The 14,046-nt window shown below is 50.0% G+C and carries 11 protein-coding genes and 1 riboswitch; of the genes, 6 read left to right on the forward strand and 5 right to left on the reverse strand.

What is annotated here, in order from left to right; translation table 11 throughout:
• The first annotated feature begins 9 nt into the window (after window positions 1–9).
• Complete coding sequence (gene tnpC / locus BA6348_RS11335) at window positions 10–1,590, forward strand: IS66 family transposase (protein ID WP_007781077.1); 1,581 nt, start codon at window positions 10–12, stop codon at window positions 1,588–1,590.
• A gap of 53 nt (window positions 1,591–1,643) precedes the next feature.
• Here tnpC and BA6348_RS11340 read toward each other — a convergent pair whose 3' ends face one another.
• The gene (locus BA6348_RS11340; RefSeq protein WP_122953462.1) at window positions 1,644–3,521 is read right to left on the reverse strand and encodes an exo-beta-N-acetylmuramidase NamZ domain-containing protein; all 1,878 of its coding nucleotides are present in this window, start codon (window positions 3,519–3,521) and stop codon (window positions 1,644–1,646) included.
• 174 nt (window positions 3,522–3,695) lie between these two features.
• On the opposite strand from BA6348_RS11340, the gene BA6348_RS11345 reads away from it, so the two are divergent.
• Together BA6348_RS11345 and BA6348_RS11350 are read left to right on the forward strand one after the other, a co-directional pair.
• The gene (locus tag BA6348_RS11345; protein WP_122953404.1) at window positions 3,696–5,186 is read left to right on the forward strand and encodes an IS5 family transposase; all 1,491 of its coding nucleotides are present in this window, start codon (window positions 3,696–3,698) and stop codon (window positions 5,184–5,186) included.
• Window positions 5,187–5,666: 480 nt separating this feature from the next.
• The gene (locus BA6348_RS11350; RefSeq protein ID WP_157179517.1) at window positions 5,667–6,044 is read left to right on the forward strand and encodes a molybdopterin-dependent oxidoreductase; all 378 of its coding nucleotides are present in this window, start codon (window positions 5,667–5,669) and stop codon (window positions 6,042–6,044) included.
• A 398-nt stretch (window positions 6,045–6,442) separates the two neighbouring features.
• Here BA6348_RS11350 and BA6348_RS11355 read toward each other — a convergent pair whose 3' ends face one another.
• The 4 genes from BA6348_RS11355 to BA6348_RS11370 all read right to left on the reverse strand — a co-directional run bounded on the left by BA6348_RS11355 (window position 6,443) and on the right by BA6348_RS11370 (window position 9,804).
• A complete protein-coding gene (locus tag BA6348_RS11355) occupies window positions 6,443–7,066 on the reverse strand; it encodes a hypothetical protein (RefSeq protein ID WP_007781300.1) in 624 nt (207 codons plus the stop codon).
• 149 nt (window positions 7,067–7,215) lie between these two features.
• Window positions 7,216–8,366, reverse strand: a protein-coding gene (locus BA6348_RS11360; protein ID WP_423734673.1) for an IS3 family transposase whose coding sequence is annotated in 2 segments (ribosomal slippage) — window positions 7,216–8,108 and window positions 8,108–8,366 — 1,152 coding nt in all. Because the reading frame shifts where the segments join, the coding sequence is not laid out codon by codon here.
• Window positions 8,367–8,471: 105 nt separating this feature from the next.
• A complete protein-coding gene (locus BA6348_RS11365; RefSeq protein WP_007780564.1) occupies window positions 8,472–8,984 on the reverse strand; it encodes a hypothetical protein in 513 nt (170 codons plus the stop codon).
• A 223-nt stretch (window positions 8,985–9,207) separates the two neighbouring features.
• A complete protein-coding gene (locus BA6348_RS11370) occupies window positions 9,208–9,804 on the reverse strand; it encodes a hypothetical protein (protein ID WP_242507481.1) in 597 nt (198 codons plus the stop codon).
• Between the two features lie 187 nt (window positions 9,805–9,991).
• Between BA6348_RS11370 and BA6348_RS11375 the strand changes: the two genes are divergently transcribed.
• The 3 genes from BA6348_RS11375 to BA6348_RS11390 all read left to right on the forward strand — a co-directional run bounded on the left by BA6348_RS11375 (window position 9,992) and on the right by BA6348_RS11390 (window position 14,046).
• On the forward strand, window positions 9,992–11,278 hold the full coding sequence (locus BA6348_RS11375; protein WP_174768841.1) for an IS110 family RNA-guided transposase: 1,287 nt from the start codon (window positions 9,992–9,994) through the stop codon (window positions 11,276–11,278).
• Window positions 11,279–11,686: 408 nt separating this feature from the next.
• Window positions 11,687–12,634 (forward strand): MBL fold metallo-hydrolase, encoded by a 948-nt coding sequence (locus tag BA6348_RS11385; RefSeq protein WP_007784686.1) that lies wholly within the window; start codon window positions 11,687–11,689, stop codon window positions 12,632–12,634.
• Between the two features lie 135 nt (window positions 12,635–12,769).
• A riboswitch (cobalamin riboswitch) is annotated at window positions 12,770–12,918 on the forward strand.
• A 150-nt stretch (window positions 12,919–13,068) separates the two neighbouring features.
• Window positions 13,069–14,046 carry an ABC transporter substrate-binding protein gene (locus BA6348_RS11390; RefSeq protein WP_122952937.1) on the forward strand — a complete coding sequence of 326 codons (978 nt, stop codon included), beginning with the start codon at window positions 13,069–13,071 and terminating at the stop codon, window positions 14,044–14,046.

Consider the following 14,046-nt stretch of genomic DNA (forward strand, 5'->3'; position numbering starts at 1 on the left):
AGAAAAAGAATGAAAAATCGAGTGGATTTCCCTGCCCTTACAACCGAAGAATATGAGGCACAGCTTGCCAAACTGCAGCAGCAAAATGCGGAGCTAACTGCCAAACTCAAGTGGTACGAAGAACAGTTCCGTCTTGCCCAGCAGAAGCGCTTCGGCGCTTCCAGCGAGAAGACGCATCCGGATCAACTGGAACTACAGCTGTTTAACGAAGCGGAAGTGTTGGCGACCCCTGTCTCACAGGAACCAGATATCGAGACAGTGACTTACAGCCGCAAGAAGGCTACAGGTAGCCGCGAGGCCAAGCTGGATTCGTTTCCTGTGGAAACGATCCTGTATGAGTTGCCCGAGGCTGCACAAGTTTGCGCGTGCTGCGGTGGTGCGCTCCATGCGATGAGCACGGAGACACGAAACGAAATCACGGTCATTCCGGCGGAAGTGAAAGTGCTGCGCCATGTGCGTCAGGTGTATGCGTGCCGTCGTTGCGAACGTGAGGAGATACACACGCCCATCGTAACGGCTCCCATGCCAAAGCCGGTTTATCCGGGAAGTTTGGCTTCCCCTTCGATCCTCGCGCATGTGATGAGCCAGAAGTATGTGGACAGCCAGCCGCTGTACCGACAGGAGCAACAGTTTGCCCGTCTAGGTCTCACCCTCTCGCGGCAGACGCTTGCCAACTGGATGATCTTCGGCGCAGAGCAGTGGCTTTCGCTACTGACAAACCGTATGCACGAGCATCTGCTGAACCAAGACATCGCGCATGCCGACGAAACGACATTGCAGGTGCTGTGCGAGCCGGGCAAGACAGCGCAGACACAGTCCTATCTGTGGTTGTACCGAACCGGTCGTACGGGACCGCCCATCGTTCTGTACGATTACCAGCCAACGCGCGGCGGTGAACATCCCCGAAAGTTTCTGGCGGGATTCAACGGCTACCTGCACGTGGACGGGTATCCTGGATACCACAAGGTGTCCGGTGTGAAACTGATCGGATGCTGGGCACATGCGCGCCGCAAGTTTGATGAAGCGCTGAAGGCACTGCCTGCTTCGCAAGACAAAACCGAAACAGCTGCCTGGCAGGGACTCCAGTTCTGCAATCAGCTCTTTACCATTGAGCGAGAATGCAAAGATGCCGCCCCGGAAGAACGCTATGCCATCCGAATGGAGCGCAGTCGCCCCGTTCTGGATGCCTATTTGGCATGGCTGCGCCAGCAGCGATCCCGTACCTTGCCGAAAAGCCTGCTTGGACAAGCGATTGCTTACAGCTTGAATCAATGGGACAAGCTGACGGCGTTCTTGAGCGACGGGCGACTGGAGATTGATAACAACCGCAGTGAGCGCTCCATCAAGCCTTTTGTAATCGGAAGAAAGAACTGGCTGTTCGCCAATACGCCACGCGGTGCAAAGGCCAGTGCGATCATCTATAGTGTGATTGAAACGGCCAAAGAGAATGGGTTGAACCCCTTCAAGTACTTGATGTTCTTGTTCGAGCAACTCCCGCAGCTTCCCGATCCGAAAAATCCAGAAGCGTTGGACAGTTTACTCCCTTGGTCGCCTTCGCTACCACTGACCTGCCGCGTGTTCCAATCCTGATTCCAGCATAGATCAGCCCACATCTTGGCGACAAGGTGTGGGCTATTTGACGCTTACTTTTTAACTTGATTCTTCACGTTCGCGAGTGCTTCCTCAGCTGTATAGTGGTTGCTTCGTGCATCCTCATTGGTTACATTCCAATCAATAAAGATGGTACCACGTCTTGCAGCTTCTTCTTTGATTGCGCGCATGACCGGTTTCTCTTTGGTGTAGAGTGTTGGATCTTGATACTTCAGGCTGACCGTATTGGTGATTCCCCCTGGAAAGCGGAAGAATGTCAGCTTGATGCCTGTTGCTTTTTCGATCAACTGGTTGCCTTTGTCAAAATCCGTGAAAAAACCTTGGACGCTTTTGTAAATAACGCGGTAGTCGTGGGAGTACGTATGGCCACCAATTGCGTGACCTTCTGAAACAATCCGCTTCAAAATTGCTTCATGGCCGGGAACATTTCTGCCAACGATAAAGAAGGTAGCCTTCACCTTGAACCGTTTTAGCGTGTCCAGTACCTGTGGGGTTACTGGAGATGGCCCGTCATCAAAGGTCAGATAGGCGACTTTGCTCGTTCCCGGCGTGATTGCCTTGGTAGCAGGACGCGGTTGGACGGACTGATACTGCGGTTTCGGCTGAGAGTTCGTCACACTCGTGCCTGGCTGTGCCCTGGCCGGTGAAGCAGCAGGTGGTGCAGTATTAGGCTTCACAGATAGAGTCTGCTTACTATGGATCAGCTGAGTTGGTTGAAATGGCTGCTCGCCATAAATCAGATATGCCTTGCGAAGCTCGCGGAATTGGGCTAGCGCTTGTTTATATATAGCCTCTATTTCTTGTGGACTCTTTCCTTGCTCCAGATATTGGCCGATCTTGTTCGTGCCCATCACCTGATCGAACAATTCTACGGTTCTGTCGCTTTTCGGCACTGGGAAGTGGATAAGTTGTCTGGCATAGGCCAATGCATAGATCCCGGTTTTTGCCGGATTAAATCGGCGTGGGTCGGTGATATGCAGTCTGACTCCACCTGATGTCTCTTTGCTTTCAGGCAAAAAGGTCACTCCAGGCAGTTTAGTTGCGTTTAACAAATCTGCGTACTGGTCGGAAGGGATTCCAATTCCACCAATCCAGGTGAAGCCGTCTGCCTGATTGAGGTTGATACCTTCTCCCAAACCAGTGGCCATGTAGCCGAACACGGCAGCCAGATCGGGAAGCTGTGGCGAGCTTTGAATCCAGCGAAGTCCGGTCTCCTGAAAAACCATGCTGCGGGTATAGCCTTGCATCGGAACAATAGTCAAGTCCACACCGATGTTCCGGTTGAAAAACAGCGCCAGCTCGCCAATCGTCATGCCATGTGCAAGCGGTAGGGTATCTACCCCAATGATCGAACGGTACGGGCTTTCCAAGACGGGTCCATCCACGATCGTGCCACCGACAGGATTAGGACGATCAAGCACGATTACTGGTTTGCCTTGCTGCTTTGCTGCTGTGAGGCAATACTGCAGGGTGGATATGTAAGTGGAGGTCCGGGAGCCGTTATCCTGCAGATCGACGAGAATTACATCAATGGTAGCGAGCATTTCCTTGGTAGGCATCCGGTTCACCCCGGAAATACTGTAAACCGGGATCCCATAGACAGGATGCGTGTAAGTTTTCACTTGGTCTTTTGACTCGCCCTTTCCGTCCAAACCGTACTCGGGGGCGAATAAGGCTGACAAGGTTAAGGAGTGGTCGCGTCTCAATAAATCAATCGTACTAATTCCCTTGCTGTTTACACCTGTCTGATTGGTGACGAGTCCCACTTTTTTGCCTTCTATTGCTTGATGGAACTGATTGAAGAGTACATCACTTCCCAATTGAATGGCAGAGGTATTGGCGGAACTCCCGCCTGGAGGAAACAACGTTAGAATCAATGATAGGATAAAAAAAGGAAGCAATTTTTTCATGTCTCTCGGCCTCTTTCGGGGGTGAAAATATCGTCGTTGCATGTCTATTGTAGGGCTTGCTGAACAAATCAAAAATTCAACAGTAACAAGGGTTTGGCGCCTCTTTTGTCGAATTTAGGTGCAAGGAAAACGAAGGCTAACCCGTGAAAAACCTTGCACTTGGAGGCGTCCGAATTGTATCAGCGAACCGAAAGCCAGATGATCCTGCCAGGCGACTTCTTCCTGCCATTCGGCGGAAAACTCGCCGAAGATAACCGTTGGGTGCTACTCGCCCAGATGATTCCGTGGTGGAAGCTCGAAGAGAAGTACGCCAAGAACTTCAAGAAGAGCCTCAAGGGTCAAAAGGCCGTATCGATCCGCGTCGCACTTGGCGCTCTCATTATCCAGGAACGGCTGGGCACCGACGACCGCGAGACGCTTCGGCAGATTCTGGAGAACCCGTATCTGCAGTACTTCCTCGGCTTGCCGGAATACCAGTACCGCCGTCCGTTTCATCATTCGCTCATGACCCACTTTCGCAAGCGGCTGGGCGGCGAGATTCTGGAGGAAGTGAATGAATGGATCGCGCTGGAAGAAGCACGCAAGGCAAACGAATTGGACGCCTCGGACCACGACGATGATGAACCCGGCAGCGGAGCTGCCGCAGTATCCGACGAGTCGACAGAACCCCAGCTTCGGCAGATGGAACTGACGAACGAGGGCGAACTGCTGCTGGACGCCACCTGCGCACCGGCGGATATCGCCTACCCGACGGATCTGTCGCTGCTGAATCAGGCCAGAGAAAAGCTGGAGAAGATCATCGACGTCCTGCATGAGCCGCAGCGCGGAAAGACTCGCAAGCCAAGAACCTACCGGGAGCGTGCCCGCAAAGCCTATCTGGCGGTAGCCAAGCAGCGGCGCGTGAAGCCGCGCACCATGCGCAAGGCCATCGGCAAACAGTTGCGGTTCGTCTCCCGCGATCTGCGTATCATCGCCGAACTTGCTGAGACGACGAGCAACCTGACGCGGCTGCCTGGCCGCATGTACAAGGAACTGCTGGTCATTCAGGAGCTCTATCGCCAGCAACAAGCGATGTACGAAAAGCGAACGCATAGCGTACCCGATCGGATCGTCAGTATCGCGCAGCCGCACGTAAGGCCGATCGTGCGCGGCAAAGCCCGCGCGAACGTCGAGTTCGGTGCGAAGCTGGCGATCAGTTTGGTGAACGGCTACGCATTCCGAGAGCATCTGTCCTGGGACAGCTACAACGAAGGCCAGACGCTGCAGGCCGCAGTGGAACGCTACCGCGCCAGGTTCGGCTATTATCCGAAAGCGGTGCTGGCCGACCAGATTTACCGCACGCGCGAGAACCTTCGCTTCTGCAAGGAGAAGGGAATCCGGCTGAGCGGCCCGCTACTGGGGCGTCCGTCCGCCGATCAGCAGGAGCAGAAGAGACTCGCCAAGGCGGATGCAGCCGCGCGCAACGCGGTGGAAGGCAAGTTCGGTGAAGGCAAGCGTAGCTACGGGCTTGGCCGTATTCGAGCGCGTCTTCAGACGACGAGCGAGACCGTGATCGGGCTGCAACTGCTAGTCATGAACCTCGAAAAGAGACTCCGGGTTCTCTTTTTGCCTTTTTTGCAATGGCTCTGGTCGACCCTCTCATTCCGCTTACCCGTGATGCCGTAAATTGCGACCCGTTCAGCAAGCCCTATTGTAACGGTTTTTTGTAGCAAGATGGTTGGTCTTTTGTAGAAATTTGAAATCAGGTCCAATGTAGGGGTAGAAAAGTAGCATTTGTCTGGATTCCAACGCTTTCCTGTATGCTCTAAATGGAATGCGCTTATGCAAAAAATTAATCGATATGCCTTACAGCAGCTTGTCGAGTTAATTAATAAGATAGCTAAGAAAGTTAGCCTTTTCATATAAAAAACTATCCCGTCGTGGAAAAGGATAGTTGCAAGGAGTATAAATCGGAAGACTTTTAATACCAGACCTTTTCCCGTTTAGGCAATATTCCTGTCCCAAACTTGCACAGTGCTTCACAAAGAGGGTTATTCCTGTAATTGCCAATCAAAATTGCGGATCATATGGAAAACTCCCGGTACGGACTAGAACAAGTCTGTTCTCCATATATACCTATTGAAAACAATGCGAGGGGGGAAGCATTTGAATCCCAACATTCATTTGTTGCTTCGATCGATAACACCCGAAAACCAGGAATTCCCTATGATCGCTCTCAATGACTGGATTACTCCAGACCACCTTTTTTTCCAGCGTAATCATTTTTCGTATCCTGTCTTCGATATCAGAGAATGGCATTTATCAATCGAGGGGAGTGTAGCAACACCGGCACGACTACTCTATTCTGCGCTAAAACATTTTCCCCACATTACCTTGCCTGTAACGGTGGAGTGCGCGGGTAACAAACGTGGTTTGTTCACCCCCAATGCGAGAGGAGAACAGTGGGAGTTAGGAGCGATCAGCCATGCTGCATGGACGGGAATTCCGCTTAAACATGTACTAGGGGTCCCGCCAACATTTTAACGAAAATATACGCTAAGCCCTGATTGACGGAAAAAACGCCGGTTTCCTGTACGCTAAGGATACCGGCATATTATTACTTTTTACCAAACTCGATATAGACGCGCACAAACTCGCTATTTATGTTCTTGTAGGGATACCGCCAACAAAGTACGGATTTTTTGCTAAGTGTTATTGCCAATTTATCCACTCCAAAGGTTTGACGGTACAAGCTGACCTCGATCCCAGGACAATGGAATGTTTATTAGTGTAGTACGGAGATACTTACCAATGTATTCTCCTACCAAAGTATTGTATGAAAGCTATTCCTGAATAGAAGTCAAAATTGAAACGTCACAGGAAACATCGATATGATTGATAAAAAAGTAAGCCCTCCAGTAGGGGATGACTAACTTAATTCATCAATCATTTGTTTTGGTAGAGGGTTTATTTATATCCCAAGCTACTGAAACTACTTGGTTAGAAGAATCCAATCCTTCAACAGACGATACATCTGAAAGATCGCGATGAATTATTTCGAAGAAGTATCCATTATTGACGGATAGTAAATGAGATTGACCGACTTTAAAGTTCACCTTGATTTTTTTTATTGAAGGATGGTTAACGATCCCCGCAATTGGAAATGGGTTTTTCTCAACATGATTAAATAGGACCTGGACAGGACTTTCAGGATTTTCAAACATGGATGAGCGTGTAGAATAGGTCCAATCTCCATCGGAACCGTCCTCATAAACTTGAATCCCATAACGTGGCTTATCATTCAGTTTGTAACTAAATAATACGTATTCACGTTTATAATCACTGATCTTGCTATGTATTACTACATCGCTTACTTTTCCTGACAATCGCTGTAATCCATTTTTAGGGATATGGCTATCTGTTAGTTCTGAAGTAATTTTATGGAGGAGAGACTGATGAATAGAGTGTAGTTGGGTAGATATTTGGGGTAATTCTTGAGCGGATAAAACGGAGGTTGCGTTAGTCAATAAAAGTACAGTAGCAGACAGGGTTCCTAATAGCTTCATTTCTAATCCTTCCTTTCTGTGAAGTTCGTGTTATTATTCCATATTTACTCGAGACATATGTAGGAAAGATTTCGCGAAGGAAGGTCATAAAAAAGCCCATTCCTGTTGGTCATAGCCCCGTCAAGTAGACACTAAAAAAAGACGCTATCTTAAGCGGCGATCGATTCCCGGTATTGGACTGGGGAGAGGTCGCCGAGTTTTTTCTGGAACCGTTCTGTATTGTAGAATTCGATGTATTCAGCGATCAGTTTGCGAGCGTGAGCTATATCTCTTGGTTTCTCCAGATACAACTTTTCCGTCTTCAGGTGTGAAAAAAACGATTCAACACAAGCGTTGTCGAAGCAGTTCCCCCGTCTGGAATGGCTTCCGGTTAGCCCTTGTTCTTGCAACAGATTTGCGTATGTCTTGGTAGTGTACTGGAATCCTTGGTCGGAGTGCAGGATCGCATCTCCATTACCCAGTTGCTTCACCGTAGACAGCACAAGATCAAGATCGTTTCTCTCCGACACTTCCCAAGCAACCGTTTCGTTATTATACAGATCCAGGACCACGGACAGATAAATGAAGTCATCGACGACTCGAATATAGGTAATATCGGTTACATATTTCTTTCTAGCCTCGTCCGCAGCGAACTGGCGATTAAGGACATTGTTGAACACGATGGAGGGCTTGCGGCCGGCAAATGGACGCTTTTTGCGGATCACTGAGCGGATGCCCAATTCTCGCATCAGTCGGCGAACTTTCTTCGTATTTACTTGTAGTCCCTCTTTGCGTAGAGCCGTGCGCATTCGTTTATACCCAAAGTATGGGCGAATGCGGTGAATTGCCAGTATATGTTCCTTTAGGTCGGCATCCTGCTCCACACGTACCTTACGAACCTTCTCCGTCGCCTTCCACTTGTAGTAGCCCGCCCGGGAGACCTCCGCTATTTCGCATAGCATGACCACAGCGTACTTGCGACTCATTTCTTCGATCGTCCTAAACCGGGTTTGCTTATCCAACTTCCCTCCCCGTGTAGATTTGGATTGAGCTTTTTTAGGTATTCGACCTGCGCTTTCAAGTAGTTGTTCTCTTCCTCTAGACTGCTGAAATACTTCTTGATCCATCGCCCTCTATAGTCTTCAAACGTTTCACCGTTTTGCCGTTTCTGTACCCACTCCCGAATCTGCGTCTTACTTTTAATGCCTAATTTCTCCATTATCATTGGGTAGCTCCAATGCTCCTCAACCCGCAAACGTACTGCTTCGCTCTTCGTTGCTTCGTCATATTGCTGCTGTTTTTGCCCTTTACGTAGCGGCATAAGAAAATCCCCTCCGGTCAACAGTGTTGATCTCATCATACCATGAGGTCTTTTTTCACTGTCTACCATGAGGGGATAATACCATGTGGAATGGGCTTTTAATATTTACTTGCTTACCTCAGTACCTGACGGAGCATAAATATAGTAATTTCCTTGTGTATCGTAGCTATTTAGAGTTTCCCATACTAGGTTATAGTCACCTAGTTTAACATTCGTGAATGTAATAGTGTATGGATTCTTATCACCTTTCACATCTGTTGTTGCAAGCACTGTCCCACTTGAATTTTCTAGTGTCCATCGAGTCGAAGCTTGTTCTCCAGTATGTATTCCTTGCTGAACCAACCGAACGGAAATTGTCCCGGCTTCACCCATTGAGATGTTATGATTGTAATACCCAGGCCATCCTCCACCTTGACGGAGAATAAAAGGGCCTGCTGTTACACCAGCCGCAGCAGCCAACTGAGATATTGTAGTAGGATCTGAGGAAACTTTTACTCCCACTCTTTCCTGGCTTTGTTGGTCAGACTGTTTCGAATTTGATTCAGCAAAAGCTGGAGTAAAGATACTCATCGTGGCCAGCATAGTAGCGAACGCACAAACAGCAAATCTTTTTTTCACAATATCCCCTCCGTTTGAATTTATGGAAATATTTACAAATACCATTCTACCATCTGATTTACCTATGTAAATAGAATGATATGAAATATATGATAATTTGGTAAAAAGGAACTAATTTTCTATAAAAGGGGTACCGCCAACAAAGTGCGGATTTTGTACGCTAAGCCCTGTTTGATAGATAAAACGCCGGAATCCTGTACGCTAAGGAAAACCGGCTTATTCGTTACTTTTTCTTTTTCAATTCCTCAATCTGATGCTCATATTCTTTTTCCTGCTTTTTTAAATCTTCCTCATGTTCCTTTCTGATCTGCTCGATCCGTTCATAAAGAGCTTGAATTTTAGTTGTAGATTCTTCATTTGCTTTTTGAAGCCTGTCCTGGAACTCCGTACGGAGATGTAATAGCTCACGCTCTTTTTCAACGTCTTTCTTTTCGACGATGCGTTCAAGTTCAGCTTGATGACGTTCCTGTGCTTGACGAAGTACTTCTTTCCGGATTTCTTCCATACTTTGAAGATTTTCTTTTTCCTTATTCAGTTCCTCTTGGAGTTTGGCGATTTGATGTGTTAACCGGTCAACTTGATCCTTATAAGATTTACTTTCCTCGTATCCCTGACGAAAATCGTTTACAAGACCGGTTAACGTATCGTTTTTCTCTTTGTACTCCTGGATCAACAGCTTGTTATTCTCGCTAGATTCTTCCATCTGTCGTACAAGACGCTCAGCTTCTTCTTTCATTTGTTTGAATCGATCTACTTCCTCGGCAGCAGCTTGTAGCTGCTTTTTTAAATCACTGATCTCAAACTGACATTCCTCAATCATTAGATTCTTAGATTCTTTCAGTTCCTCAGCCTTACGATGGATCTCTTCTTTTTCAAACGAGGAGCCATTCCTGTAATGAAGAAATTTGAGCTTTGAAAGAAAAAAGCGCCTCCTGTATGCTGGGTCTTGGAATGGTCACATTCACACTGCCCTAATGAAAAGGAGGACGCTCTACATGAAGTATAAGCTGAAACAGAAACAGAATCAACGGATTACACGAATTACCGAAAAAACACTGGTTGTTGGCGCGGACATCGCCAAAAAGATTCATGTAGCTCGAGCCGTGGATTTCCGAGGCATTGAGCTTGGGAAAGAATGTGTGTTCCACAACGATCAGGAGGGGCTAACGAAACTGGCTGCGTGGATGAAGGAGCTTGGCCGGATACATGAGAAAACCGACATCGTATTTGGCATCGAGCCTACCGGACACTACTGGTTCCCGTTAGCGGCATTTTTGAAGGAGCAAGACATCAGGGGCGTCGTCGTGAATCCGCACCATGTGAACAAGAGCAAAGAACTTGAGGACAACTCGCAGACCAAGAGCGACTACAAGGATGCGAAGGTCATTGCCGACCTGATTCGGAGCGGGAAATATTCAGAGCCCAATTTGCCGACCAAGGAATATGCAGAGCTACGCATTCTGATGAATTTTCGGGAGAAGGTCATGGTGAGCTTGAATCAAGTGAAAGCTCGGATTACAAACTGGTTTGACCGCTACTTTCCGGAGTATCCACAAGTGTTTAAGGACTGGGAAGGCAAGGCATCACTGATGACCATGCGCCAGTTTCCCACTCCAGAGGAGATTGTCTCGATAGGCGCCAGAGGCGTTCTCACACATTGGAAGACGGAAATCAAGCGTGGGGTGGGCATCAAGAGAGCGGAGCAGCTCTATGCTGCCGCTACGGTCTCTATCGGGCTTACCGAGGGGCTGACAGCTGCCCGAATCGAGCTTGCCGCCTTGCTGCAGCAGTACGATCTGTACTGCAAGCAAGAAGAAAGCATTATGACGGAAGTCCTGCAGATTCTGGAGAAGATCCCCGGAACGAAGCAAATGCTGAGCATCCCAGGGATTGGCATTCTGACCGTCGCCGGCTTCTTGGCGGAGGTTGGCGATCTGAACAACTACGACCATGGACAGCAGATCATCCGTCTGGCTGGGCTGAATCTGACGGAGAACAGCTCTGGAAAACGTAAGGGAAAGACCGGAATCAGCAAGCGGGGGCGCTCTCGCCTAAGAGGCATCTTGTTCCGCTGCATGCTGCCGATGGTAGCCAAAAACAAAGAGTTTAAAGCGCTCCACGAGTATTATACAACGCGTAGTCAAAATCCGCTCAAGAAGAAGCAATCGATTATCGCCTTATGTGGAAAACTGGTTCGCGTCCTCTATGCACTGGGGACAAAGCAGAAAGAGTATAACGCAAACGAAGTATTGGGGCCGATTCGACAAGCCCAGCTACAACAAAGTGCTGCATAAAGCTTATCAACAAACCTGTCATCTCGCTTATTCACATGTGTACAACCATGACAACGGAAGCACCGGAGAAGCCGAAGAATTATAATCCATAAGGGCAACGACCCAGTCGAGGAGCTAGAATCGGCCTCCACCCCTTGAGAGGTAGAACGAAGGAATGTAAGGGCATAGACCCAGCGTGACATGGGAGGGTAAACCCCGAGGGCGGATGTGGAGATCCACTGTGCGATCATACCTTTTTATCCACAGTCTGGAAACTGGTGATTGCAGGCTCTATTCCCGCCACAGCCCTTACAGAAATATTTGTATCTCCTTCAATCTTCCGACAAGAGCTTTAAGATGTCAAAGTTAAAAAACAGAGAATGAGCGAGAAAACAGGAGAAAACATTACTTTATAGTGGGAGGGTATACATGAAAGCTACAGAACCGATTTTCCTGGGGCATCGCATCCATCTGATCGACGGGTTTGATATGGGCTGGGCGCAGCGGACGGGAACGTACGTCATCGCCGAGGACGAGTTGACCCTGGTCGAGACAGGGCCGAGTCCTTCTGTCCCGTACATACGGGAAGGGCTGCGCAGGCTCGGATTTTCCCCGGAGCAAGTGAAGTACATCATCGTGACGCACATTCACCTCGATCACGCGGGGGGAGCGGGACTTTTTTTGCGCGAGTGCCCGCAGGCAAAAATCGTGGTGCATCCAAAAGGAGCGCGCCATCTGGTGGACCCGAGTCGGTTGATCGCGGGCGCCAGAGCGGTGTATCACGACGATTTTGACCGCCTGTTCGATCCGATTGTCGCCGTTCCCGAAGAGCGGATCATCGTGCGCGCCGACCAGGAGACGCTGCAAATTGGCGCCAACTGTGTCCTGGAATTTTGGGACACGCCGGGACATGCCAACCATCATTTCAGCATTTACGACCCGGTCAGCCGCGGCATGTTCACGGGAGATACAGCGGGTGTCTTCTATCCGCAGCTTCAACGGGACGGGATTCACTTCGTCCTGCCGTCCACCTCGCCGAACCAGTTTGACCCGCAGGCGATGCTGCGCTCCGTGGAACGCTTTGAACAGCGCGGTCTTGCGCGAATCTATTTCGGGCATTTCGGCATGACTGACGATGTTGCCGACGTCTATCGGCAGGTGCGCGAGTGGCTTCCTGTCTTTGTGGCGGAAGGGGAGGCGGTCGTAGCCGCTGGACTCGGCGATGGCGAACTGGCGGAGCGGCTGTTCGGGCGTGTACTGGCGCATCTGCAATCGTTCGGGATCGGCGACGGGCATGAGGTGCTGGACGTGCTGCGGCTCGATTTGCAAGTATGTGCGATGGGAATTGTCGACTATTTGCAAAAGCGCAGGAAATAGCGGGAGACGCCAGACAGCGGGTACGAGACGGGCAGCATGGGCTTACGTAGCCGTGGCAGCAGCGAAAAAGCATTCTTTTTTTGGCAAAGGAATGCTATCATGATGGATGAGTCTTAGCAGTTGTAGGCCATTGCAATTGAATACGCGCAAACAGGTGCCTTGGTCCTTGCCAAAGGACGAGGTGAAAAGGGAAGCCGGTGCAAGTCCGGCGCGGTCCCGCCACTGTAAAGCGGCTGTCGCAATAGCTGCCAAGCCAGGAGACCTGCCTGTTTGCCTGATGTGCCTGCGCCTTCGCGGAAAGGTTCGGCCCGTTCAGGACGTTTTTTTGCGTGAGCATGGATGAGCCTGACATGTCGACCCTTTGGTTCCGGTTGGAAGCGAAGGGTTTTTGTTTGCTAAGAATCAACCAGTCGCACAGAAAGGAAGTCATACATATGAAACGCGCATGGAAACTGCTCATCCCGCTGGTGCTTGCTGCAAGTCTCGTCGGCTGCGGCGGCAACACCCAGACGGCACCTGCTCCGCAGGCAGAAGCACCGCAGACAGCACCACAGGACGCGGCTGCCAAGCAGACCGTCTACCCGCTTACCGTCACAGACGCGACCGGAAAAGAAGTGACCGTGGCAAAAGAGCCGCAACGAATCGTCTCGACTTCCCCGGCAGAGACGGAAATCTTGTTCGCGCTCGGCTTGAACGAGCGGATTGTCGGTGTCTCCGACTTCGACGACTATCCGGCAGAAGCGAGCACGAAGCCAAAAGTGGGCGGAGTCGTCAAGCCGAGCGAAGAAGCGATTCTCGCCCAGTCGCCCGATCTGGTCATCGGCGGAATTTCGATGGAAAAGCCGGTTGCCGACAAGCTGAAATCGCTCGGCATGCCAGTGTACGTCACGCATCCGAAAAAAGTGGATGACATCCTGAACAACATTTTGACGATGGGGGTTATCACCAACCGACAGGAGCAGGCGGAAAAAGTCGTCGCCGCGATGAAGCAGGATATCGCCCGCGTACAGGAAGCCGTCAAAGCGGTGAAGCCGGAAAACAAGAAAAAAGTGTACCTGGAGTTTGCGCCAGGCTGGACCGTGGGCAAAGGGGAGTTCCTCGACGAGCTGGTGACGCTGGCAGGCGGGACGAACATTGCGGCCGACACAGAGGGCTGGAACCCAATCAGCGAGGAAAAGATTTTGAAAAGCGATCCCGACGTCATTTTGTACGCCAAAGGCATTACGGATGACAAGACGGGCACGAAGCTGGAAGAGATCATCGCAAACCGCAACGGCTGGGATACGATGAAGGCGATCCGCGAGAAGCAAGTGTTCGGAATGGACCAAAACCTGCTGGCGCGCCCAGGCCCGCGCATTACACAAGGTTTGATCGAGGTAGCTAAAGCGATTTATCCTGACCTGGTGAAATAA

Source organism: Brevibacillus agri (assembly GCF_004117055.1).
Taxonomy (GTDB): Bacteria; Bacillota; Bacilli; order Brevibacillales; family Brevibacillaceae; genus Brevibacillus; species Brevibacillus agri.